The sequence below is a fragment of the Paenibacillus sp. GD4 genome (assembly GCF_030846225.1).
GTDB lineage: Bacteria > Bacillota > Bacilli > Paenibacillales > NBRC-103111 > Paenibacillus_G > Paenibacillus_G silviterrae.
The window spans coordinates 1,276,040-1,301,653 of the sequence record NZ_JAVCYK010000002.1; the positions used below are offsets into that span (position 1 = coordinate 1,276,040).

24 protein-coding genes are annotated in these 25,614 nt (G+C 47.1%); all 24 read right to left on the minus strand.

The annotated features are described in order from the left end of the window. Positions 1-18: 18 nt before the first annotated feature. Positions 19-1,212: a winged helix-turn-helix domain-containing protein gene (locus RAC89_RS28535; protein ID WP_306617081.1), complete on the minus strand. Its 1,194-nt coding sequence runs from the start codon at positions 1,210-1,212 to the stop codon at positions 19-21. Beyond that, positions 1,209-1,364, minus strand: coding sequence for a hypothetical protein (locus tag RAC89_RS28540; protein WP_306617082.1), 156 nt, complete (start codon positions 1,362-1,364; stop codon positions 1,209-1,211). Before RAC89_RS28540 ends, RAC89_RS28535 begins: the two co-directional genes overlap by 4 nt. A gap of 372 nt (positions 1,365-1,736) precedes the next feature. Beyond that, positions 1,737-2,168 carry a GNAT family N-acetyltransferase gene (locus tag RAC89_RS28545; RefSeq protein ID WP_306617083.1) on the minus strand — a complete coding sequence of 144 codons (432 nt, stop codon included), beginning with the start codon at positions 2,166-2,168 and terminating at the stop codon, positions 1,737-1,739. Positions 2,169-2,399: 231 nt separating this feature from the next. Further along, entirely contained in the window at positions 2,400-2,897 is a 498-nt protein-coding gene (locus RAC89_RS28550) for an NUDIX hydrolase (RefSeq protein ID WP_306617837.1), read from the minus strand. Positions 2,898-3,116: 219 nt separating this feature from the next. Continuing rightward, a complete protein-coding gene (locus RAC89_RS28555) occupies positions 3,117-3,548 on the minus strand; it encodes a GyrI-like domain-containing protein (RefSeq protein WP_306617084.1) in 432 nt (143 codons plus the stop codon). Between the two features lie 190 nt (positions 3,549-3,738). Next, complete coding sequence (locus RAC89_RS28560; RefSeq protein WP_306617085.1) at positions 3,739-4,200, minus strand: DUF5662 family protein; 462 nt, start codon at positions 4,198-4,200, stop codon at positions 3,739-3,741. A 296-nt stretch (positions 4,201-4,496) separates the two neighbouring features. Next, positions 4,497-4,850, minus strand: coding sequence for a hypothetical protein (locus RAC89_RS28565; RefSeq protein ID WP_306617086.1), 354 nt, complete (start codon positions 4,848-4,850; stop codon positions 4,497-4,499). 315 nt (positions 4,851-5,165) lie between these two features. Further along, positions 5,166-5,942 carry a GNAT family N-acetyltransferase gene (locus tag RAC89_RS28570; RefSeq protein ID WP_306617087.1) on the minus strand — a complete coding sequence of 259 codons (777 nt, stop codon included), beginning with the start codon at positions 5,940-5,942 and terminating at the stop codon, positions 5,166-5,168. 439 nt (positions 5,943-6,381) lie between these two features. Then, on the minus strand, positions 6,382-7,836 hold the full coding sequence (locus RAC89_RS28575) for a UDP-N-acetylmuramoyl-L-alanyl-D-glutamate--2,6-diaminopimelate ligase (RefSeq protein WP_306617088.1): 1,455 nt from the start codon (positions 7,834-7,836) through the stop codon (positions 6,382-6,384). Between the two features lie 262 nt (positions 7,837-8,098). Beyond that, entirely contained in the window at positions 8,099-8,539 is a 441-nt protein-coding gene (locus tag RAC89_RS28580; protein ID WP_306617089.1) for a GNAT family N-acetyltransferase, read from the minus strand. A 537-nt stretch (positions 8,540-9,076) separates the two neighbouring features. Then, positions 9,077-10,045: a serine hydrolase domain-containing protein gene (locus RAC89_RS28585; protein ID WP_306617090.1), complete on the minus strand. Its 969-nt coding sequence runs from the start codon at positions 10,043-10,045 to the stop codon at positions 9,077-9,079. A 23-nt stretch (positions 10,046-10,068) separates the two neighbouring features. Continuing rightward, on the minus strand, positions 10,069-11,193 hold the full coding sequence (gene alr / locus RAC89_RS28590) for an alanine racemase (protein WP_306617091.1): 1,125 nt from the start codon (positions 11,191-11,193) through the stop codon (positions 10,069-10,071). Between the two features lie 13 nt (positions 11,194-11,206). Then, positions 11,207-12,331: an alanine dehydrogenase gene (gene ald / locus RAC89_RS28595; RefSeq protein WP_306617092.1), complete on the minus strand. Its 1,125-nt coding sequence runs from the start codon at positions 12,329-12,331 to the stop codon at positions 11,207-11,209. A gap of 97 nt (positions 12,332-12,428) precedes the next feature. Beyond that, positions 12,429-13,667 carry a PucR family transcriptional regulator gene (locus RAC89_RS28600; RefSeq protein WP_306617093.1) on the minus strand — a complete coding sequence of 413 codons (1,239 nt, stop codon included), beginning with the start codon at positions 13,665-13,667 and terminating at the stop codon, positions 12,429-12,431. Between the two features lie 321 nt (positions 13,668-13,988). Further along, positions 13,989-15,446, minus strand: a complete 1,458-nt coding sequence (locus RAC89_RS28605) for a multicopper oxidase family protein (protein WP_306617094.1) — start codon at positions 15,444-15,446, stop codon at positions 13,989-13,991. Between the two features lie 80 nt (positions 15,447-15,526). After that, positions 15,527-16,957: a DHA2 family efflux MFS transporter permease subunit gene (locus tag RAC89_RS28610; RefSeq protein ID WP_306617095.1), complete on the minus strand. Its 1,431-nt coding sequence runs from the start codon at positions 16,955-16,957 to the stop codon at positions 15,527-15,529. 62 nt (positions 16,958-17,019) lie between these two features. Continuing rightward, positions 17,020-17,976, minus strand: a complete 957-nt coding sequence (locus RAC89_RS28615) for an SDR family NAD(P)-dependent oxidoreductase (protein WP_306617838.1) — start codon at positions 17,974-17,976, stop codon at positions 17,020-17,022. A gap of 117 nt (positions 17,977-18,093) precedes the next feature. Next, positions 18,094-18,624, minus strand: coding sequence for a TetR/AcrR family transcriptional regulator (locus tag RAC89_RS28620; RefSeq protein ID WP_306617096.1), 531 nt, complete (start codon positions 18,622-18,624; stop codon positions 18,094-18,096). 414 nt (positions 18,625-19,038) lie between these two features. Then, on the minus strand, positions 19,039-19,869 hold the full coding sequence (locus RAC89_RS28625) for an NmrA family NAD(P)-binding protein (RefSeq protein ID WP_306617097.1): 831 nt from the start codon (positions 19,867-19,869) through the stop codon (positions 19,039-19,041). Further along, a complete protein-coding gene (locus RAC89_RS28630; protein WP_306617098.1) occupies positions 19,866-20,249 on the minus strand; it encodes a MerR family transcriptional regulator in 384 nt (127 codons plus the stop codon). Before RAC89_RS28630 ends, RAC89_RS28625 begins: the two co-directional genes overlap by 4 nt. Before the next feature lie 226 nt (positions 20,250-20,475). Beyond that, positions 20,476-20,712, minus strand: a complete 237-nt coding sequence (locus tag RAC89_RS28635) for a hypothetical protein (RefSeq protein WP_306617099.1) — start codon at positions 20,710-20,712, stop codon at positions 20,476-20,478. 248 nt (positions 20,713-20,960) lie between these two features. Continuing rightward, positions 20,961-21,242 (minus strand): hypothetical protein, encoded by a 282-nt coding sequence (locus RAC89_RS28640; protein ID WP_306617100.1) that lies wholly within the window; start codon positions 21,240-21,242, stop codon positions 20,961-20,963. Positions 21,243-21,607: 365 nt separating this feature from the next. Beyond that, a complete protein-coding gene (locus tag RAC89_RS28645) occupies positions 21,608-23,554 on the minus strand; it encodes an endonuclease MutS2 (protein ID WP_306617101.1) in 1,947 nt (648 codons plus the stop codon). Between the two features lie 1,083 nt (positions 23,555-24,637). Then, complete coding sequence (locus tag RAC89_RS28650; protein ID WP_306617102.1) at positions 24,638-25,087, minus strand: GNAT family N-acetyltransferase; 450 nt, start codon at positions 25,085-25,087, stop codon at positions 24,638-24,640. Positions 25,088-25,614 lie beyond the last annotated feature (527 nt).

The following is a 25,614-nucleotide window of genomic DNA, read 5'->3' on the forward strand; positions in this document are numbered from 1 at the left end:
ACCGGAGAACTGGAAATATCAGTTCATAGACTCTGTCGAGATCGTCTCGCATCCATTGAATAATGCAAAATTTTGAAAACAATTGTTCAAGGCTGTTCGCAATTGCTCTGTTGGCTTTATATCTTTCTCGTACCAGATGTTTTTAACAACGAGCGTCCCGGCTTTTCGCTCCGCGATTACCTCGGCTCGTCCGATGAAGCTTTCTCCGTAGATTAGAGGCAACACATAATAGCCGAATTTCCGTTTGATTGCAGGCGTGTAAATCTCCCAGGTGTAATCGAATCCAAACAATTCGTTGATCAGTTTTCTGTCCCATATGAAATTATCTAATGGGGCAATCAGCTCGCAGCGCCATTTCGGCGCTGGATTTTGTAGAACGGCCTCAATAATCGGCAAGTCCTCCGAGCGGCAATAAAGTATATCCTTCATTTGTTCCACGGCAACAGCAACAATGCGAGCTTCGTGCAATAGTTGGCGGAAAACCTCGTTGCGCTGCTCCGCTTTCAATCCCCAAATGTTCAGCCAGGCATCGGATGCTCGATTCCATAAAAGACCAACAGCGCCGATTCGACGCAGTACCCGCCACTTGTGATGCTCCAGCTCGCCCTCCAGCGGCTCCGCCGCATTCAGCAGATTTGGCTGTATGTATTTGGCCGCGATATCGTAATATTTACGTGTTCCTTTTTTGTGATGTATAATCAACTCGCCTGTCGAGTACATCTGCTCCAGCACCGACCGGGACGAATTGTTTCCGCTGCTCCAGTGGATGGCCGATCGCCAAGCGAAATTTCCATCCAATTTTAGATCATCTGAACTTAGCGCACCGTGATTTTGGATGTGAGCTCGTACTTGTTCGATCAACGCTTCCATTTCGGGATAGCGCTTCGCATGTTGTCGGGCGGCCTGCCTGTACCTATCAAAATACGGCCAGTCCTCGACAGGGATAATGGCCAAATTCTTGTCAGGATAATCGACAAGGATTCTATCTTTATACAGCAGCTCGGCGAGCATGTTCTTAGTAAATCCTTTGACTCGCGACTGCAGCACCAGTTCGGCGTTTTTTCCGCAAACATCGATGGGATCGTATTGAATACAGCCGACCTGCCGCACAAAATCCAATACTCCCTGCTTTCCGGTAAAATGATATTCGCCCAGCAACCCGTGCTTCAATAGCAAATATTGCCGTGCCTGGCGGATCGTCAATTGGATCATGTACACATCTGCTCCTTAAAGAAACAAGCGGAAGCCTTTACATGATGATGGATGACGAGATTTAATGATGGTATCCATTGAGGAGCTTTGGCAAACCCCTTTCCTAATTTTCCAGTAACCACAAATTGCTCTTTTTCAATGATTTCAACCACACCTATTCCCCCTATCCGTTGCGATGTAAAGAAACAAACGCACGTTCGTACAAAATCTTACCATTATCTAGAGCATAAAAACAATAGCTATTGAATGCTGCCCGTTGGAACGGACCGCTAAGCGTCCCCGCTAGCAGCCCCGTCATGTTGTATACTCGACCCTTAAGATTACCCACGATACAGGCGATCACGGACTTTGGTCAGTGCGAATCCAAGCTGGTTTTGCCCCTGCCATAACAGAGGGTTATTGAGTGAAGCCGCCGCTTCATGCGCGGCAGCTTCGTGGTGTTGTCTTATTGAGCTCTTGTTCTCAGTTAGGTTAATGGGTTACTTATAAAAGCAACTCCCACTTCTCCTCAATAAGCTCTTGGTTCAACAGTTTTCTTGTTCTACTTTTGACTTTTCAAAACCAACCAACTGATATAATACCCTTGCTGCTTTTAATGAACTATTAGTCCAAAGAAACACTTTCTTGTATCCTGCATCACTAAAAAATTGGATAGCACGCTGTAGCATGGGCTTCCCATAGCCCATATTTCTGTATTCTGATTCTATTAAAAACCATCTCAGCTGAGCTGTATCTTCTTCATATTTCATAATGACAATTGACCCTTTAGGGTCATTTTCAATCTTTAATAGCCAAATGTTATCCATTCCCTCACAACGATTATTTAAGAATTCAGATATAGCATCTGCAATAAAATTGACGAAGTCAAAATCATATTGGAGTTCATCTGTGTAGATTCTTCGATGTGCTTCAATTATGTACTCTACATCCTCAGATGTATTTGCTATTTGTATCAAGTAATCGCCCCCACATTAAGTTCTTAACACCCTTACAAATGTATATAAATATTAACATTTTATCCCAGGATGCTAGTTATTTTAATGGATGAAGACAAACGATTAAGCTAGAACCTCGTTACTTCAATGGCAACCGGCTGCCGTCGTGGTGATTCATTTATCGTTTCCCGTCCATCCATGCAGCGCGAAAAAAAACGCTGCACAACAGGAGGTTTTCAGCTGTTGTGTATCCTAAAACTTTAATATATCCTTCGTATTAATGTGTTTTATATGATGAACGCATTCAGACTTTCCTTCGTTCGATAACATCTCGTACAAACCGTCTGGAACAAGCTTATAGTTTGGGTTATCCTTAAAATCGGATATCTTCTTCCAAACTGCAACAAATTTGGTATCGCCCTCAACACCTTGAATAGCATCATAGTCATAAACTGTCTTGTTGGACAATCTTGCTTCGTAAATAAAGTCAAACTCATGTCCAAATTCCCCATAACAAGGATATATATTTTCAATAATTCCTAGTAGTTTGGGGTCAATAATGTCTTGGTTGATTTCTTCTTTTACTTCACGAATCACAGTAGACATACTATCCTCGCCATATTCAATGGTTCCACCAACTGGACGGAACGTAATTACTCCATCCTCTTCCGGAAACTGTTCCAGTAAAATTGAATCAGTTCTCCAGATTATACAAAGTGAAGATGCCCTGTACTTTTTAATCTCAGTAATGGGTAATCATTCCTTTCAAAGGTGAATGTGCGTTATGTTGTATGTAATACGTCGATAAGATGAAAGTTTCCTGTTTTTGTTATTCCGTTAAACTCCCGCTGCCCCCTAACGTAATAAAGCTACCGATCATTCTGGCGGCAGCTTTTCTATACTCTTCAAGACTTGATATTTAAATCCACTCAATACCAAGATGATCCTCATCCGGAGTTTCCCGAGAGCTTAACTGATAGGGATGTACCACTCAACAATATCTGTAGGCATGTCCGGAGTAAAAAGTTCGAATCTAGGTTTGGAAAGGTCGATGTTATACTTCGCCTGATTCTCATCGGTACATATGTTAGCCCAGAATAGACCAACATGTTCTTTATTAAATTTAAACTTTACATACTCACCTTCTGGAATGGAAAAAGTGGCCATTCCTTCCGGAACATTCGCTGTCTCTGACACCTCAACCGCTATAAAAGGAGCCGGCACTTTTCCAGAAACTACAAGGTATTGGGTACTTTTTTTGGCTTCAATCTCGTCAACTCTATTATTAAGCCGGTTGAACAATTCCCTCTCCTCATCCATGCTTTTCCCATGAAAACCAATGAGTGAAACAGCATGAATTCTACAAATTTGAACTTCTACAAATTCACTAAATGTATCCATATAACCCTCCAGAGATTAGCGTCTAGTAAATCAGAACGATACAACCCGAGGATGAATCGTATCTAATCATTTAATTCTATATAATGCAAAATATTTCCTTCCCATCCAGCCATTTAGCATAACGCGAACGAGGGCAGCTGCCACGCGGCGATCTGCTCCCTCGCTATTGCGCAATCGTTCTCCGCTAGCTCTATGAACTCCGTTGAGTGGATGTCAGTAGTTCCAGCTCTCTTTTCGTTTCAGGATGAACCACTATTTTATCAACGAGGTTTAGATTAGACTCTTTTACTTTTCTCCCCCATTTTCTTGAAAAGGAACGCCAATCACACACCATCTCGACTACATACTTCTTTGGCATGGGCAATGCCTCCTTTGTATTGGGGTTAATCACCCAATACTCCCAATGGTGCTTATTTTTACGCTGGTGGCGAAGCCATGCGTATTTCCAATTTAGCTCGTCCTCTTGATTTAAGGGTTTTCCAGAATAAAATTTTTTTGCGTAGGGAAAGAACTCAGCTGGTGAGAATTTAGATAAATCATGAATAATACCCTCGATATACAAACCCTCCTTCCAACATTCAATCAGAACATTAAGTTTGTGGTTTAGGATATATAGAAAATACCTCCAGTAAGCCCTTATCAATGGATTCATACTCCTCTCCAGAATATCTTGCGAAGTCGGACGCAGAATTATTAACGGTCTACAAGCCTTATCGCTTTAATCTTTTCTTTGATTACAAACCTTGATTTCTTCACTTTGCTGATTTTCCCCAAGGTTAAAATTAATAAAATAGTAAGCAGGTAGTAGTCCAGATATAGCTGAGCTGAGTTCGATATATTTTCATCATCATGATAAAACTTTGCCAGCAACCTCACATCATCGCTTGAATTGTTAACCTAGCACCCATTATTGGACTCAAATAGTAGGCTGCGGCTTTAACTAGAATTTCATTTAACCTCCACAACAAAAGCCGAAGATGTATCACCTTCCGAATATTTTCCATCACTACTTTTCCAGAATGCTGAAACCCCATAGTAATAAATACCTTTTTCTTCCGGAACATTAAAATAATTCTCAAAGTGATCTGCACACCCCAATTTATCCCAACAATAACTACCTTGGATTACTGTAATTTGTTGTTCCCCTGAAGTGACATTCGGAAGCGGTGGGGATTTTTTGTTAATCTTAATGCCAATGTTAGTAGCAAAGTCTTCGAATCTTGTATGTGTGACAAGGTTTCCCATAAAAGAAGTTAAACACATAAATGCTCCCATCAACGCAAAAATCCCTGCTATTACCATAAAAAATCCTTTTTTTATTACCTCCCAAACTTACCCTCTCTAAATTTGACGTTTGAGATGTTTAAAAGGCTGCTACTCATACTTTGTCCTTCAACAAGTTTACATAGTACTTAAAAACAGCCGCTCAAGCCCTTATAGCGAAAAAGCGCAATCAATGGATCCTGGCGGCTGATTTACCTTCCGTGGAACACTGAAAAAATAAGCTCAAATCCAAGTGGAACGAGCTTACTTTTTCTATGTTTTGCTTTAGTTTTCTATATAGTTGATTTATGGATCATCAGCTGTAGTTGAACGTACCCGGCAAAAAAGCTCCGCTCACTTCTGCGGTTGTTCCAATACGAATGGCCGCGTCCGCGTCACGAACTGGAAGCCTTGCTTGCGCAGGATCGGCGCGGAAGTTGGCAGCGCGTCGACGAAAGCATGCGTCCGACCGCGGTCACGGGCTTCCTGCAGCCTCGAGGCGACCAGCGCGGTAAAATGGCCTTGTCGCCGGTGTGTAGTCTTGGTGCGGCCCCCGGTCAGTTCGGCGTATGACCCAGCGGTTCGGAAGTAGACTCTCCCACAGGCGACGGGCTCGCCGTCCACGTAGGCGATGTGGATGCTCATTTCATTCAGACTCTCCTTCAACTTCAGAGCCAGCGCGCGCCGCTCTTCCTCCACGTTTCGCCTGCCAATCTCGCGGGACACCTCGGCGTAGTCGGCCAGGTCGCGCTCGTCCCGGACGATTCTGATATCGTACCTATCGATGTCACCAAAGGTGGACAGCGATGCCTCGTCCAGCGGCAGAACCAGCACCTCCTCCTCGTCGTCGGCCTCGAACCCGGCGGCGACGAGCCGCTCGGGCAGGTCTACGGGCGTGTCGTGGCCGTAGTACTTCCACTCTAGCCTATAGCCACCGGCTACAGCGGCGTCCCGCTCCCGGCGGATCAGTTCATCGATCTCCTCCGTTGGACAACTGGCGAACACGATCCTACACTCCGATCCCCCCTCGGTACGCTCTACGACTACGTCACCGCTGGGAGACGGCAAGCCCATCGCCCGGCGCTCCGCATCCAGGACCGCCAGGATGTCGGATCTCACAAATTGGCTCATGTCACAGCGCTCCTTTGCCGATCTTTGTTATTAAACTGGATCTCAACTTTTTACAACTGCCTATATATTACCATATATTGAAATTAACCTTCGTTAGTATGGAAACGGCGGTAGATCACTTCAGCCCTCTGTCGTCGCGGAACTATCTTTTCCCGTTAAGCAACCATGGATTTATCGTTGAATAAGCGATCTTTCGAAGCCTGTAATTCCCCGAACCCGATATAAACATACTATTTGCTCATTATCGTATTACCTTCGTTTTATCTAACCGCATTGTTGAACAAATCTGCCATTTAGTTGAGAAAAGGCAACCGATCGTTCTTTCCGGTTGCCTTCCGTCTCTATTTACGCAATCGTCTCCCGATAGCTATAAATTTGATACCCAGACTACTAATACTGTATGCCCTCAGTTTTTTTGGGGGATGTAGAATAGTTTTAACTAAATACCCAACTCATCAATAATTTCTTTAACAACTTCTCGCTCATCAAAGTGAATTGTTTTATCCTTGAAGATCTGAGAAGTCTCATGGCCTTTGCCTGCTAGGATTATTATATCCCTGGGTTTCGCGTTCGTGATTGAGTACTTGATAGCCTCCCTGCGGTCTGCAATTGTTATATACTCGCAACCCGTCTTTTTTATACCTTCTTCAATATCCCTGATAATAGCGAAAGGCTCTTCTGTACGGGGATTGTCAGAAGTGATTATGGTAAAATCTGCGACCCTTCCTGAGATTTCTCCCATCAGCGGCCTTTTTGTTTTATCCCTGTCGCCTCCACAACCGAACAAACATACCACCCTGCCTTCCGCACTATCTTTAATCGTTTTCAGTATGTTCTCAAGACTGTCCGGAGTATGGGCGTAATCTGCTAGAACTGCAATACCATTACCTGAGTAAATAACCTCGGCCCTTCCGGGAACACTGATTTTTTCAAGGCCTTCTGCCATATCATTGGTGGAAACCCCCAAGATACCACAAGCGCCTATGGCTGCAAGAGCATTATATATGCTGAACCTTCCTGGCACACTTACTCTAATCCTTCTCTCACCCCATGGGCTCAAGAGGTCAAATTCAACACTGCTTTTATTGGTCACAATATTTAATGCCTTAATGTCAGCGTTTTTTTCAATCCCATAAGTAAGTACCCTACACTCTGCCTTTTTTTTAACTTCTTCTCCATATGGATGATCTATGTTCACTATTCCGTTTCTACACATCCTAAAGAGCTTGAGTTTTGCATTGAAATATTCCTCCATGGACTTGTGCTCGTTTGGAGATATATGATCCTGGGACAGGTTTGTGAAGACTCCTATGTCAAAATTGCAGCAACTTACTCTGTGAAGGCCCAGGCCTTGGGACGATACTTCCATAACCACGCTATCGACATTCTTATTCGCCATTTCAGAAAATAGATACTGAAGGTCATATGCTTCAGGAGTTGTTCTCTCCGTTGGAATTTTTTCATCTCCAATACGCGTTCCAAGTGTACCGATTAGTCCCACCTTTTGTCTCGCAGCTTCAAGTATGGATTTTATCATATATGTCGTTGTAGTCTTACCTTTAGTCCCAGTCACGCCGATAATATCAAACCGCCTTGAAGGATGGCCGAAGAAAACATCCGAAATATATGCAACCGCATATCGAGTGTCCGCCACCCTAATCACCGTAATTCCTTCAGGGACATTTATTTCTTTCTCGACCAGAAGAGCTTTTGCACCGTTCTGAATTGCGGAAGGTATGAAATCGTGACCGTCCAAAGAAAAACCTTTGATGCATACAAATAGGGATCCCGGTTTTACTTCTCTCGAATCATAGGCAATATCACTAATAGTTATTTCCGTATTGCCGTAAATCTTCTTTACATCTAAGCCCGTTATCAAGTCCTTCAAAAACATATCAAAACCTCCATGTAAATTATTTGGGAATGTATTTCGGATGAGTATTCAAGACTGTGAGAAAAGTATGCAAAGGAACCCGGTTTATACTCTTTTAGAATTATTCATAACGCTTGATATTTATAATTCTTCACCCATATATTACCACAATTTACTGAAGAAACTGCCAATTAGCTTAACGAGGCTGCCGTTTATTCCTCGGCAGCCTCGTGTTGTAAGTGTTGCGCTATCGTTTGTTGTTACTGCAATAGCGTGTGTCGTTTTATCGGTACATTTGAACAAACCACATTTTAAATCCATGCTTTTCGTAAAACCCAACGATCTTTTTCCACTGTTTACTTGCTGAATACACCATAGAATGCGTGATACCATTGTCTTCCGCTGTTTTAAGTAGCTTATCAACCATCAAATGTCCAATATTTTCGCTTCGAAAATCTGGATGAACGTACACCTCATCGACCTCAAGATAACGCTCGCCTTTCTCAATGACAGCCAATCCTTCGCTTTCATGGACTGTACCAGTAATATACCCTACAACTACAGAGTCAACCTCTGCGACCCAGAAATAATCCCCAATATAGTTTCTTAGAATTTCTACAGTATTTGTCCCCAAACCGTAGGTGATGCACTCAGAGACCCATAATTCAGATAGCTCAACTACTCTTAATAGATCGGCTTCAATTGCTTTTCTGACGATGTTCATGGAATATCACCTCGAGAATTCCCATACATAAACGTTAACAACAAATGGTTATTTGGGGGCTTTTTTTACGTTTAAACTCCCGTTGATTCAATCAGGGAGCTGCTCCCACGGTATCGTTCCTACGTTAGCTCAGCGAAGTTATGTACCTATTGATTATTTCTCTGTGACTTCTCGGCATGTTCTCAGGAAGCCAACATCCCAACAAAGCTAGCCAACAACCATTTTGCGAACCTCCTCTTGCCTGCCTGAATAATGTCCCCACTTTGAATCTTCACTCGATCATTAGAGTCAAGAAGCTTAGTTTCGTTGATTTTAACCGCCCCTTGAACGACACTGCACCTAGCTTCGCTAAATGGAGATCCCCCCTACTTCTAGAAGTTCTTTACAGAAATGGCGGAACAAGTAGTTCCTTTATTCGTCGATTTTTCCAGTTTTAGTGGCTCAAACGGAAATAACGGAACAACGCGTTCCGCTATTTCATAATAATGGGGCTATTAAACGGAATAGCAAAACTTGTTGTTCCGTAGACTGACAATCTCATGTTTCGAGAATTCGAAGCAAATCCCCAGCGGCAACGGCATCGCTGTTTCCGAGCATGATCACTGTCCGTTGGCGCTCGGGATACACCCTCCAAACGCAGCGGCATCCAGGAAGCGTTCCGCCGTGACCCCAGCTCTTTTCGTAAAGGGAAAGCCCGTAACCGTAATGCCGGTTTTTAGCCCATACATGCCGGGTGAGCATTCGCTCCGTTAGTTCCTTCGATACTATGGAAGTGCTAATCCCCATAAAGGCGGACGCCAGCTTGTTAATATCCCCCGCAGTGGTATACAGGTTTCCCGATGCGCGGAAATTGCCGGGTTCAAAAAAAGGGACTCTAACCTTCTCCCCTTCCCGGCACGAATAGCCTTCAGCCAGTCCCGGAATCGGTAACCCGGAACCGACGAAGCCTGTATTGCTCATGCCTAAGGGCTCCAGCACTTGATTGTGAATAAATGCTTCATAGGACGTGCCTGCAACCTGGTCGATCAGCAGCCCCAGTGCGTTATAGCCCGTATTGCTATAGCTCCAATCGGTTCCAGGAGCAAATTCGAGCGGCACGTCTTCTAACAGCTTGAATATGTGCTCCCGGGGATAGGACACATGACCGAATCGTTCAAAAAATAAGGGAAGCGATTCGAAGTCCGGAAGTCCGGACGTATGGGTTAACAGGTGGTGGATGGTAATCCGCTCGTCACGAATCAATGTGGGCAGGTAGGCTGAGGCAGGATCGGTTAGTTCTAGCTTTCCTTGCTGCTGTAGCAGCAGAATCCCGAGTGCAGTGAACGGCTTCGTAATCGATGCGACAAGAAATCCTGTATCCGTCCGGCAGGGCTCCCCCCGCTCATAGCTAGCCAAGCCGAATGCTTTCATGTAACGGATTTCTCCCCGTTCCGCAGCCAGTAGGACACCGCTGAATCCTAGCCCGGAAACCGCCTTGTCCCAATCATTTACCATGTCTGGCGTCATTCAACCTCATCCCCCCGTCCAACCTAGCGGATATACTCGCGCGGCACTCTTTTGCCTATACCGCATACAAGCTCGTAGTGAATCGTCTGCGCCCATGCCGCCGTTTCATCTGCTCCGATCCCTTGCTCGCCGCCAAAAACAATCGCTTCGTCCCCTACGCTCACAGATGGAAGCTCCGTAACATCCACCGCCATCTGATCCATGCATACGCGACCGATGACGGGGACTCTAATGCCGCAGACCAGCACCTGACCCCGGTTGGAAATAAGCCTGGGCACCCCGTCGGCATAACCGATCGGAAGGATGGCGGCCAACGTGCTTCGCTCAGCCCGGAAAGTACGTCCGTAGCTGACCCACTCCCCAATCCCAATGCGCTTCAAGGAAGCGATTCTCGTCTTGAGCTGCATGGCCGGTTGAAGCGGAGAAGAGCCGTCGGAGGCACCTTGAGCCGGTTGGAGACCGTACAGACCGATGCCGATCCGTACCATATCGAGATGATAATGGGGATGCCGCAGAGCGGCAGCCGTATTACAGCAATGCTTCAACGGAATCCGCAGGCCTTCGTCCTCCAAATGTCCGCATATCGAAATAAACCGGTTATATTGGTGCTCCGTATAAGCCGGGTCCTCACTATCGGCTTCGGCGAAGTGCGTGAAAATCCCTTCAACTTCGACATAGAGCGATTGCTGTGCTTTTCTGATAAGGGAGGCCGCTTCCTCGCGGCCGGTCACCCCAAGCCTCCCGAGTCCGGTGTCGATCTTGATGTGAATGGGGGTTCGGCACCGCAGCCGCTCAGCGATCTCGATCACCGCTTCCAGCACCTGCTCCGAGAACACGGTTAGTGCGATTCGATGCCTTACGGCGACCTCTACGGCTTGCGGGGGCGTATACCCCAGCACAAGAATGGGGTGCCCGATACCGGCTTGCCTAAGCGCCACCGCTTCATCGGCGAAGGCGACCCCTAAGCAGTCGGCGCCCGACTCCAGAACGGCCAGGGCAACCTCTACGGCACCATGACCGTATCCATCAGCCTTGACTACTGCCATCAGTCGGCAGGAGGAAGCGAGGACCGATTGACGGAAGAAGGCGGCGTTGGCCTTAACCGCTTTCAGATCTACCTCGGCCCATGTTTGTCTACAGCTGTTCATTCTCGCCTCCAGCCTACACAACTGCGGCCAATGCATCAGCTACAGGGACATGCTCGTATCCGAGATCGCGTGCGGCTGCCGGCTGGGTGATCGCTCCCCGTGCGGTGTTTACTCCAAGCGCCAAGGCCGCATCCTCGCTTACCGCGCGTTGCATGCCAAGGGAAGCCAGCTTCAATACATAGGGAAGCGTTGTATAAGCTAAAGCGAGCGTTGCCGTTCTTGGCACCGAGCCCGGGATGTTGGGGACGGCATAATGGGAAACCCCATGCTTCACATAATACGGATCATCATGAGTGGTCACGCGGTCCACCGTCTCGAATATGCCCCCTTGGTCGATCGCCACGTCGACTACAACGGACCCCGGCGCCATTTGGCAAACCGTTTGCTCCTTAACCAGGACAGGCGCTTTGGCCCCGGGCACGAGAACGGCGCCGATCACCAGATCGGATTGCATCACCGCTTCGGCAATAGCCGTCTCGCCGGACAAGCGCGTGTGCAGCAAGCCTCCGTACAGATCGTCCAAATAACGGAGCCGCTGCGGGTCGCGCTCAATCACGGTGACATCGGCCCCCATGCCGATCGCCAGCTTCGCCGCGTTGCTTCCGACCACCCCTCCGCCGATAATGGTCACCCTGCCCCGTCCGACGCCCGGAACCCCGCTGAGTAGCAGTCCTTTGCCGCCTTGCGGCTTCTCCAGCAATCGCGCCCCGAGCTGTACGGCCATTCTTCCGGCGATTTCACTCATGGGTGCAAGCAGCGGATAGGTCCGATTCACCTCCACCGTCTCATAAGCGATGGCAGTCACCTTATGCTTCACAAGCGCAAGAGCCAGCTCGGGATCCGCAGCCAGGTGCAAGTAACAGAACAGCATGAGGTTTTCGCGAAAATACATATACTCTACGGGCAGCGGCTCCTTCACTTTCATAACCAACTCCGCGAACGCCCAAACTTCAGACGCGTCCTCCAGTAGAAGAGCCCCCGCTTCGCGATATTCATCATCCGCGAAGCCCGCTCCGCTGCCGGCTCCCTGCTGCACCGCAACCCGATGCCCTTCGCTTGTGAGCTGCTTGACGCCTTCTGGAGTCAGCGCCACTCGTGTTTCGTTATTTTTGATTTCTTTAGGTATGCCGATTTTCATTAAGATTCCCCCCGCTATGTTTGATACAAGTATAGAGGGGAGTTTACGCCGCCACATTGTGCAAAACTCAGAAAAATCGGCAGCGCTTTGGTTAAAATCAACAAACGCTTCGCGTTATCGTCATCAGCTTAAGCTGGAGGTATACATCCACCTTCTGATCCATGCTGTTCAAATCAATGCCTCCAACCTCGGCAATTCGCTTCAGCCGATAGGTAAGCGTATTCGTATGGATGTGCAGCGCGTCGGCGGTATCCTTGACATGGCTGTCCTGCTCCAGGTAGACCCGCAGCGTCTGCAGCAGGCAGCTTCCATGCTCCTGGTCATATTTGAGCAGCTTATGGATAACGCCTGGCTCCTCCATCGCTGCATTCCCCGCCTGATCCATAAGCGGCAAAAAGCGGTAAAAGCCAAGAGCGCCGTAGCTGACCGCGTCCGATAAGGCTTGCGGAAAATCACGCTTCAAGCTCAGCACCTGAAGAGCTTCCCGATAGCTTCGCTCAACCAGCGTATAATCGTCATAGAAAAGCCCGCCGGCGCCGTCGACCGCCGCACCTCCCATTCGCTCGCTCCACTGCCGGATGAACGAGCGGACGAATGCGCCGGAGGCCTTGTTGTCCGGCTGCCCGGAAGGAGTACCCGCTAGCACAATGAGATGGCGCGCATCCCGTACCTGGAGCTTAACGGACATGCCCGCCGCTGCGGTCAGCATATACTGGATTTGCCGATACTCGTTGAGGACAATGTCCGATCCGAATTGAAGCACGATCACCTGATAAGCTCGAGGGAGGTCGATCCCCAGCTCGGCGGCTTTTCGTTTGATCTCGTCCGCAGTCATCCTGTTCCCGGTGAGCAGTTGCCAAAATAAATTTTGCTTGCCGGCTTCTTCCTTGCTTCGCTGCAGTTGCAATTGCAGCATGAGATCACGGGAAGCCCGAGCCGCTTGACGCAGCGTCATCAGTCCCTGTTCATCCAGACGCTCCTCGTCCTCCAAGGCCCAAATATAGCCAAGCACCTCGTTGTGATGCCGAATGGCCACGACAACCCGGTCGCCCAATCCGACGTCGGAAATCGCCGGCACCCTCACCGGCTGATCGCTATCCATCAGCATCCGCAGTATCCCGTTCTTCCACAAGGAGCTAACGACTTGCTCCGGCACGCGCCGGCTGATTATCGTTGCCGTACGGGCGGGGTCGGCGGGCACCTTGTGAGAGCTGTAGGCGATCAGCTGATGGTTAGCGTTTTCAATCGTTACCGGGCAGCGGAGCGCCTCACCGATCCGGTCGGCTAACGTGTCGAAACTATCAAAGGGTCGATCAAATGCATCTATCTGTTTCATGCTATAGGCTCCCTGATCCGATGGAGAGTAGGATTCGATTTACTCCTCAGTATAACAGCTGCCCTACCTTCCAACAATTGATGCCCACCAAAAAAAAGCCAATTATGCTTTTTCTCGTTCAGTTCCGTAGACTTTCGCTAAATTAACGGTATGACGGCGGGAATTCTCCGACTATCGTCGGAGCGGTTATATCACTTCGATTTCCACTTCGTGCAGCCGGTAGACCGAGCGAAGCCGTCCCCGCCGCCAGGGGCGAACAGCGCCGACCGCCTTTGATTCCCGCTAGTTTATTGTACTGGTTATTAGAGTTGATGCTCCACCTTATAAATCCGGTAAATTCCCTGATTTTGTCCCCACTCGGTATGGCGTTGAGATACCTTCATAATTGAACATCATACTCATCCCCATGGAGGAATGCCTCAGATTGTGGCAATGCATCATCCACAAGCCTGGGTTATCCGCCTTCACATATACCTCATAGGATTCGCCTTCGTGCGTTGCCAGCGTATCTAGAATAACAGGGCTACCGGTCAGCGGGTGGCCATTTCGGCTTAATACCTGAAAAACGTGCCCATGCAGATGAAAAGGATGATCGCCTCCCCCATTGTTGATAATCGTGAGCTTCACACGCTGGCCTTCTCTCACAACGATCGGGGGGATTTCATGAAAGCTCTTGCCGTTAATCGATTTGACGAACAACTTTTGACCAAGATCGAGTGTATAGCTCTTATCGATGATCAGGTTCCCGACAGGGGCAAGTGGGTCTGGTGCTCCATAATTCGTCCAGTCGAACAGCGAGTAATCAGAACGGGGCTTAGGATCGCTCCCTGCTCCCAGTACTGCTCTCAAACCTGAATCGTTTGCGACGGTCACCTTGCCTTCTTGTGGCATCTGTAACAGTAGATCGTAGCGTTGCCCCGCCGCTATTTGGAATTGAACATTTTCCAGCATCCCAGGCTCATGAAGGTCATGGCCATCCATTGCGATAATACGGTAATCTGCCCCATTCACGCTTATCGTTTCCGTCTCGTTCGCCGCATTGATCATTCGTAGTCGAACCGTTTTTCCGGGACTTACCTGAATATTCACGCCTTTGGTTGAACCGTTCATGAGCCATGTTTCGTTCAATTGCTGGATAAGAAGAGCCTCCTCTATTTCGTACTCAAAGCGTTTCTTCAGAGGCTCGATTATGAGCTTTCCTAGCAAGCCCTTTTCGACCTGTACCGAGCTGGCTTGATGGGAATGGTACCAGTAGGTACCCGGATGATCGGCAATAAATTCATACGTAAACTGCTCACCGGGCTTTACCGCTTCCTGCGTTACGCCGGCTACGCCATCCTGCGAACAGGGAAGAATGATCCCATGCCAGTGGATAGTGACCCCTTCCTTTATGTCTGTATTATTCAGCACGATACGTACTCTTTCTCCCTCTGTCACTCGAATTTCCGGCCCGGGCGTAAGTCCATTGAATGCCCACACCTGCTCGGTTTGCCCATTATCTAATTGATTTTCGTGTTGTGCGGCTGTTAGCTGATACTCACGTACAGGCTCATTACCAGCTTTCTCGGTAATCGCTTCGCATCCTATGGTAGCAGCATCATGCATGGTTCCATGTTCATGCCCGTTCATGCCGCTCATATGTTGCATAGCAGCCATATTGGCTTCAAACGGTTTTTGCATTCGCATTTGCCAAAAATACGTGAGAACGATGCTAACCAACAGAATGACCACTGCATAACCGGCGATTCCGGCTTTACCTTTCCATGTCCATAGTCGCATATTCCGACTCCTTATATTTATTGATCAATCCATTACATAACATTATGGGTTGATTAGGTTGTGAAGCATTATTGTCCATATTACTGCTTCTTTAGGGCCGGAATTACGGTGAGAACAACGCTTGCACCCAGGATCGCCAATGCGGCAGCACCCAGGAACACCCAAGCAAAGCCACTCGTTAACGCTTGCGGTTGCGAAACACCTTGCTCAAGCAGGCTTTCTGTCCTGGCCGAGGATAAAGCTGTTAAAACCGCGATGCCAATTGCCCCGCCGATTTGTTGGCTCGTATTCACTAAGCCGCTTGCAAGCCCTGCTTCGTCATCGGCTACTCCGTGTACCGCAGCCTCCGTTCCAGAAACGAATGCGCCGCCCAGTCCGACTCCAATCAGTATGGTAGGACCAAGCAAGTGAATAGCGAATGCAGCATTGCTTGGCGCAAAAGAAAGCCATATGAGGCCTGCTGCCAGCAAAACTAGAGATGCAGCCAGTGGGCGACGTGTTCCGAATGCTTTAACTATTGCAGGGACAACGCCTGCAATTGCAACCAAAGCACCTGCCATTGGAAGCTGAGTAAGCCCTGCTTTCATCGCGTCATAGTGCAATACCTGTTGCATATAAACGGAGAGTGCAAAGAATAATGCCGTAGTCGCACCGCCTATGAGGAACATCGACAGATTGCCGCCAGTCACCCATCGATTGCGGAAGATGGACAGCGGCATGAGGGGATTTGCAACCCGTTTTTCCAAGAAGATGAACGAAGAGAATAGAATAACAGCCACGCTCACTAATATCAGCGTCTGCGGCGATGACCAACCGACGCGTTCCGTTCCGGAGAGTGCAGCGACCAGTGCTGTTATGCCCGCGGTCACCGCTGCTGCCCCCGTCATATCCAAGCCAGTGCGTTCGCTAGGAGCATCTTTAGGGATTAAGAAGGGCACTGTTGCGATGATCAGAACACCGATGGGAACATTCACAAAGAATACCGATGACCAACCTAAGGAGGAGGTTAGAACACCGCCTAATAAAACACCCGCCGCGCTTCCGATACCTGCGACTGCCCCCCAGATGCCCAGTGCTTTCGCCCGGTTCTGCGGATCTGCGAACAGTTTGGTTAGGAGAGCAAGTGCGGCCGGTGCCAGAAGGGCGGCAGAGGTGCCTTGAACCGCCCTGGCCACTAACAACCACTCTCCAGATATAGACACTCCCGCGGCCGCCGAAGCGATGGAGAAGCCGGCAACACCGGCAATAAACAATCTCCGATGCCCAAACCGGTCAGACAGCCTGCCACCTAGTAGAAGCAGTCCGCCAAACGGCAACACATAAGCCGTAATAACCCAGCCCAACATACTGGTTCCCAAGTGGAGTTCGGAGCCTATCGCTGGAAGCGCGATATTCACGATGGAAGCGTCTAGCACAACCAAGAATTGCGCCAATGCCAGTGCAATCAGTGCCCACCATCGATAGGGCATTGCCCCAGGTATTGCCTTTAACGATTGAGCCATTACTGTCATAACAATGTAACTCCTTATCTATTAATAATTTAGTGATCAATCAATTACTGGATATTATAATATCACTTCTTTTTCTGCAATTCTCGAATGGTCGCCGTAATACCAACCTCAGGTCTGGTTGCTGGAATAGCCCCGATATGGCTCCGATACTTCTCCCCACTTAAGCGCAGCGGTTCTTCCGTTAAGTATAGCATTTCCACAACCTCTTTCATGACGGGAACGAATAATCCAAGCAGCGATAATCCAACCTTCCCAAGGGCAATAACGGGCTTATTAGTGCCGCTTGCCTGTTGAGCAATACGGACAATCTCACGGCCTGAGATAATGTCCGAACCAGGGATATTCCAGTTCTGCCCATAAGCCTGCTCACGTCCCGCAAGCTCCACAATCATCATTGCCGCGTCAGGCAGATACACATATTCACGCGGGGTTTTCATATTCCCTACGAAAAAGGCCATTTTCCCAGCTGCAATTGCTTCGAGCGTTCCACCTAAATATGAAGCTTGGTTGGCGGTTGGTCCATAATAATCCGGAAGGCGTACAATCATTGGGCGTGCCTTACTCCATCTGCTGCTAAAGATCATCTGCTCAAAGGCAAGCCGCACTTTTCCCTTCTTCGTATGAGGCTGCTTAGGATGATCTTCAGTCACGCTTTCCATTTGTCTCCGTCCATAGGGGTAAATTCCATCAATGACGACTACCTTCAAACTCAATCGGTCGGCCGCTTCCATTATAGATTCACCGAGAGGAATCAGCTTGCTCGCCATCTCGTTGTAAGGGACGTTCGCGCAATGGAATAGTACATCCACATCCTTTGCCGCGGCCGCAATATCATCCGTCCGGAATGCATCCCCGATTGCAAGCAATAAGTGAGCAGGGCTGCCTAACTGGTTAGCAAGTTCCTCTAGCTTTTGGCGAGACCGTCCGAAGGCAATCGTCGGCACTCCCCGTTTTACAAGTTCAGATACAATAACCGCGCCTGTGCCACCTGTAGCCCCAATAACAATCGCTTTTTTCATCATTCTCCAACTCCCGTTTAAGTATTGTAATTGATCAATCACTTACCATTAAATACAATATAACAGCTCGTTAGTGATTGGTCAATAACTAATTTTCAAATTATGGCTTTCGCCATATTAAGCTTCCCGTTCGATGAGCTCCGGCATATCAAGTGCCCACGAAATATTGCACAACATCCCCCTGGCAAGAAACATAAAAGTCCGATCCTCTGGATTCTGCAGACCCTTCTCACGAAAAGCACTCAACACGATTTGACGCACTTCCCGAAAACCGTCGCGCATCACTTCCCGAATCGACTCCTCACGCATCGTCTGCGCTTGCATTTGCAAATATGTTTCATTCATATGGGAGACTAGGATTTCCTTATATGCCTCAATCAGATCGCCCTCTAGTTGCTCAGGGGTTGCTGCGCTTTCCACGACCATTCTAAAGGATTGTTGGATCCTTTCCCAAGAAATCTCTAATGCGCTAAGTAGCAGCGCTTCCTTCGTTGCAAAAAAACGAAACACGTATGGTTGAGAAATTTTAGCCCGTTCTGCAACCTGCGCCGTCGTCGCGCGATAATAACCCGTTTCCGCAAATACCTCAATCGCTGCCGAGATGATTTCGGCTTTGCGATTCACGCTGCTTTTTTCATCCTTTGCCATAAACCCCAACACTCCCTATAGTTAGTGACTAATCAATTACTTTATTCTGTCAAGTATAGCCTATTTGCGTCGTGCATGCAAATTATGAGGTCGTTATACTATCCTCCCGGGCTATGGTATCCTGGCGAAAGCTAAACAAATAAATATTCGGCGCAAAAACACGTAAACCACTCCTTTGACGGCATATTTAATCACCGATATTCCCCAATATGGGAAAAGGATTCTTTAGGTTAATCTCCATTTTAGTTCAACGCGGCCAATGAGCAACTGCCGAGGCAATATGCTCCCTGGTTATTACGCTATCGTTCCCAGATAGCTTAACAGTTCGAGCTTCTCCCCCTTGTACGAATGAATCGTTGACCGTATCGATGCCAGCGATGTGCTCTGGCACGTCTGTCTAATAAAATAATAGATTCAAGCGTTATCCGAATTGATAAAAAATCCTGCATTCTCCTTAACCCACTCTGCGAAAGTATACGGTTTGTGTCCTGTTACTTCCTCAACTGTCGACAAAATGGTAAAAGCAGATTTAGGCGGATTAAGGTGCCAACTAATCACGTAATCTATTGCATCCTCCTGAACACCCATTTTCCTCATCTGTTCACGTTCTTCTTCTTCAGTGTTTTCGATAAATTGAATTTCACGTCCAATAACCTCACTAATTATCCGAACTTTATCTTGAACCGACAAACTCTCAGGCCCTGTTAATGTGTATATTTTACCTGCATGACCTTCCTCAGTTAGTGCAGCCGCTGCGACTCTTCCAATATCGGCTTCATGAACAGAAGCAATTCGTGATCCTCCAAACAGATCTCGAACAACCCCCTCAGAGCGTATAGAGTTCGCCCATTTCCGTGCATTAGCCATAAATTCAAAGGCTTGAAGTTGAGTCCATTCCAGACCACTAGCCTCAACTGCCTTCTCAATAGGACCTTTCTCTCCGTTCCATAATACGGTAACTCTGCACACCCCAGCCTTCTCAGCAAGTTCAACGATTTCTTGTCCCGTTTGTAACGGGGTATATTCGGCGCCTGTTGTAATCAAATGCATGCCGCTTATTCCAACCAACGCAGAAACTAGCGTACTTGGATCACTTAAATCTCCCGCGACAACCTCTACATCATTAGGAAGATTGGCTTGCAGCGGATTACGTGTCAATGCACGTACCTTCAGCCCCCTTTGAATAAGTTGGTCCACGACGTGCCGCCCTACGGTTCCTGTTGCCCCTGCAACTAATATAGTCATTCAATTTCTTCCTCTCGTTTTTGTACCATCTGATTGATTTTCTCAGCCAAATTGAACTTCGCTTCAGTTAAAGCAGCTATTTGTTGGTTGATCTCATGCATTTTCGACTGATACATAAGCAGTAATTCCTCACAATAGACGCCCTTATCTTTATGCTCCTGATGCTCAGGATATTTGCAGAAGATGATGTCTCGAATTTGCTCCGTTGTCAGCCCTAAACCTAGATAAAGTTGAATTTCGTTTATGGAATCGATCACCTTTTCGTCATATTCCCTGTAATTATTTCCTTGACGAGATGCCTTGATCAATCCTTTCTCCTCATAATAACGAATCGAACGGGCACTAACGCCAGTTATTTTTCTTACCTTTCCGATCTTCAAAACGATCACCTCATTGATTGGGAACGTTAGCTTTATTATAAAGCTTTACATTAATGTAAAGGTCAAGAAAAAAGATTAAATAAAAAAGAGCCCCTTAGGGGATGGCAATTAGTCTAGTCATAACTCGTAGGATGTTGTTCGGTAGCGTAATATTTGCTGTGTTAAACTGCCCTTTAGTGTGCCGATCTGCCGCCAGATTATTGCGCATCGTATCCCAATTGCTTAATCACTCGGACGACTTGCCACCGTCATCTACCTTCTGTTGTTGCCGGAGCTTGACCAACTGCTCGTACCGCGCCCGGATCTTCGGTATTGCATTTTGGAGTAACTTTTCGTGTCTCTCTGCTGACAAACGATCGAGTTCCTCTTTCTGCTCCGGGCTGACCTTGTACACTTTCGCTGTTATGATCTCGCCTGTTTCAAACACCGTCGCTTTCTCCAGAGCCTTTTTCTCCTTGTCCATATTCGACACGTTCTCCTACGTCCTATTAACTTTGCATCCATTATTGCATCTATCTGACCTCCGCACAATTCCAACTACCATTAGAGAGCGGCTGCTAAATTACGATAGCCTCCTGTTTTGCGTTAAACTCCCGTTACTTCAACGACACCTGGGAACAGCTGCCCCGGCGGTCTGCTCTCAGGTTATTCCTCTAACATTTTTTAGTTAGTTGAATAATTTCTTGAACAAAAAATGTATAGCTTTAAAACCTACATAAGTTCTGTGATTTCCGTACTCTTCTTAATAACCATCGGTACGTCTTCTTCATTACGGCTGACTACAAAGAGGTGGTCAGCTTCGCTTATTTTTGGAGCCGATGCTTCGCTCTTTTGTTGTCGAGCAAGCACATCCTCGAACGTTGAAGCACTCCGAAAAATGTCTTTGCTACGCTGGCTTTCTGTTATCCGTAAATAAAGCACGTCATCTGGAATATCTAAATAGACCAGACTGGTTATAAACCCTTTTCTTCGAAAATAGTCCAGTACGTCCATACGACTGTTTCCTGCAAGATTAGAATTACATAGAACGAGGTGACAATCGGTCTGATTCACCGCATAATCGACTATTGTTTGAGTAACTGCATATTTCAGCGTATTCGGACCTTCTTTTGGACGTAAGGACTTATAGTAAGCGTTAATGAACGATGCGTGATTGTCTTGTCACGCAATGCTGCCCTTTAGCTCAACGCGGCCAAGGAGCAGTCGCCGCCGCCATCTGCTCCCTAGTTATTTCGTTAAGTTCCCGTTAAAGCCGCGCGGGATTACGGCAAAGAACCTGGCCCCGGCCATTCTATCACACTGGATTGCTGCCTCGATTAAACCAAAGATCAATTGTCTTTACTACGAGGACTTGCTTCTCATTCCTCTGAAGGCTTGATAATGATGTTCCCCGGCACGTGCCGTTTGTTCATAAGCTTTCGTTTTTTGCGTACCTCCTTCGATTCGAACACATGATCCATATCGTAGATTTCGGGATATAGCTGCTTTTTCTCGATATAAAGCGACAGACGTTTCCGGTTGAGCTTCACCTTCACTTTTTGGATCAGCACCGTGACATTGCCCCTGTCGTCAGGTAAGCTGCAAACGATTCCGGTTCGCTTGAGAGAATGAATCCAAACGCAATCTCCGATTTCAAAGGCCGGTTGAAGTCCCGGCGGGTGTACCCGTTTCGACGTTCCGGCATGCTCAGTTTTAGGAGGAGATATGTCTCTCTCCACATCCTCCGTTTGCGGTACAACTGCTTTTTCAATAGATACCAGCGTTTTACCTTCTCCATTGGCATGGCTGTAAGTTATCGCTTTCGAACGCTCAATGATCTTCTCCGGAATGCCGAGCTTGAGCGCAATTTGGAAAGCATAGCTGCTCCCGGCTGCGCCAATGGTTAGCCGGTACAGCGGCTGCAGCGTCTCCAAATCGAAGGCCATGCTGGCGTTCTGAAATCCGGTTGCCGCCTCGGCAAATTGCTTAATTTCGTTAAAATGCGTCGTTGCCACTACGGTCGATCCGCGCTTATGCAGCTCCTCCAATACCGCTATCGAAAGCCCAATCCCTTCTCCCGGGTCTGTGCCGGTGGCCAGTTCATCGAGCAAAATCAAGGATGCCGGACCTGCCGCGTCCAAAATACGGATAACATTTGTGATATGCGAAGAAAAGGTGCTAAGCGAATGCTCCAAGCTTTGCCCGTCGCCGATGTCCGCCAGAATGTCCGTATATACCGCGAACTGGCTGCCCTCTTCTACCGGGATCAACAACCCGGATTGAACCATCATCGTCAGTAATCCTACGGTTTTTAAAGCGACGGTTTTGCCTCCCGTATTAGGACCGGTGATGATCAAGGTACGGTACCCTTCCCCGATCTGGAAATCGAGCGGCACCGATCGATCGCCAAGCAGCGGGTGTTTACCGGCTTCGATACGGATGATTCCGTCTTGATTCAAGTGGACAGAACGGCCGCCCAGAGCTAGCGCATATTTCGCCTTGGCAAACAGAAAATCGTAATGCCCAATCGTCTCCAGATTGATCGAAAGCTCTCCGCTATACGTTTCCGTCAATTCAGTCAGGTGCCCAAGCACCTTCATCTCTTCTCTGGCTTCTTCGGCCCGGTGTCCGCTCAGCTCGAAGGTCAATGAGGTGATATCCGCCGGCTCGATGAATACCGTCTGCCCGCTGGCCGATTCATCCAACACCACGCCCGCAATGAGTTTACGATGTTCTTTCTTCACAGGCAGCACATAACGGTCTCCACGCATACTGACGATGTACTCCTGCAAATAGGAACGGTATTTCTGCATTGTACCTTCGAGCTTCTTCTTGATGCGTTCCTCGGTGATTACGATTTTTTTCCGAATCTTGCCGAGCTCCGGACTTGCTTGATCTGTCAACTGCCCATGCCGGATACAGCGTACGATCTCACTCTTCAGCTCCTTTAACTCATGCAGCGAAAGCGCGTAGGAGCTTACCACAGGCGCTAAGGTTTCCTTCTTGGTCATGAATCGCTTGAGCTGCTCTGTGCTTTCCAGCAACCTTCCGATCAGTCCTAGCTCCTCCATCGTCAAGAGCAGCCCTTTTCCCAGGCTGTTAGTCAACTGCTCCAACCCTTCGAGCGCGGGGATCGGAACGCTTGCCCCATACCGGATGATCTCTCTTGCCTCTTCCGCTTCGGACAACAGATGCCTGATTACGTTTATATCTGTCAACGGCTGCATCTGCCTGATACGCTTTTTGCCCAGATATGAGACCGCGAATTGCATTAACCGCTCCTTAACTGCTTCATACTCCAAACGATTCGTCACATCAAAATTCATGTTTTTCGATACCTCCCTAATGTTTTTACGCAGTAGAAAACAAAAAAAGGCAGAAAATGAACATGACGTTCATCTTCTGCCCTCATAAAACAGACTACTCCATTTGGCGATAAAACGATTACCCAAAAAAGGGTAAAAAAAAACGTGCTGCAAGAGCACGGTTTTCATTCGCCAAAGGATAGACCTATGAAACGGCGTAAGGATTCCCGATGTTCTTAACCATCATTGCCATACCGTTACCGTCACGAATGTCAGATCCCTATAAATGGACAGACCTGTAGCGTGTCGTTTAAGCGTAACGATTAGCTATGAAACTGATTAGTTAAGAACCATTCCGGACATAAAAGCATCCCCTTACTCGTAATACTCACATCATATTCATAATTAGATCAATTGTCAAACAGGCGCGGCCTAAAACTATCTTCTCGTTACATTACCTGCTTTTAACCTTTAATGCTAGTGGGTGAATCTTGCGTCCCGATTATCTTGTGGTGTTAATTTTGCCATAAGCAATTTGACGCATTTTTTATGCGCAGGCGCAATACTAGACTGTACGTATTTTCCATTTTTAAACGACATTATTATAAAATAAACAACTTTATTCTCAGACAACAAAAAAAATGTCATCAGAAATAAAGTATTAGACTGGATTTCTTTATTTCACGCGGCTTTTTGAGTCGCCAAACCCTCAAACTCAATAAAATAAGTAAAGTCTAAGAAGATGGGCCGACCGTCGTTGGGGTTGACCAAGAAAGTGTCCCTAACCTTAACGGAGGAAGCCTGGGCATTTATTCAGCAAGTTCAATACGACCAGGACATGAACCAGTCCGAGGCCCTAAGGTATATTATTGAGCAGTCGATGATTGCCTCTAATCCGGATAACTGGCCTACGCCAGCTCCCCTATGACCGCGTTGCCATGAGAAAAGCACGGCGCCGTTTTAAAGGCTCCACAGCAATATGATGCGTCCGATTTCGACGGTTATATTAAGTTTGCCGCTGTAACCCCAACAGGCCGTGCCCGGGATCTGTCCCAGACACGGCCTGTTGTTTACATATTCTACGAAGTCGGACGCAATTAAATCTCACCAAGTGACCGGTCTAACTCTTATATATTTTTTAAATGCCTTACTTATCGTTCCGTTATAACCGCCGTTTTCGAAAAAGCGATGTGCATCTGTTCTCTGGACACTACTCATTAAACAAATTCTCGTACAATGTCTAGAAACACATACCTCATCCACATAATTTAATAATGCTTTTCCAATTCCTCGACCGCGTGCTTCCTCAGTTACAAAGACGTATTCAACAACACCATATGGTCTGAACTCATAGGCAGGGTCAAGACAAAGTGTTAGAAATATAGTCCCTAATATTTCTCCATCTTGTTCATAAACAAACAAAAAGTTGTTCTCATCTTTTTTAATCTGTTCAATTCTTTCAGGCAAAACATTTATATTTTTGCTTGCAGGTGCTAGTAATTTATAGAAATTTGCAAGTACACCAGAGTCATTTGCGGTCGCTTCCCGAATCACTACGATCCCTCCCATATTTACATACATCAATAATCCCACAATATGGAACTGTAACCAATAACATATGAATGATAATTATCCGATAGAAGTTTACATATCCTCCTTATTGGACACTGTTAGAGTTCACCGCATTCTTGATCGTGAAATAATCAAAATGAATAACAGTATAGCTGGAATCGTCCACAAAGTAATTTTAGTAATCAGATCAAGCTCCAATACATCTAATAAGATACCTGAAATTAGTGTCAAACCTATTGACTCCACATAATATTTTGTAGCCCGACCCTTTACTATTCTGTAAATCAGAATAGATACAATGAATACATAAACTAAGATACCAAGGCTTGTAATCATTAGTTAATACTCATCTCCTTATACATCGGCTTACCATCGTTCAAAGGAGTATTTTACCATATAATTCCTTTGAAGTTTACATATCGTCTAAAAGCAGTCGCGCAAGCTCATATAGCGAAAAAACGCAAGCCACGGATCTGTCCAAATTTACTCCTGGCGGCCGATTGGCCCTC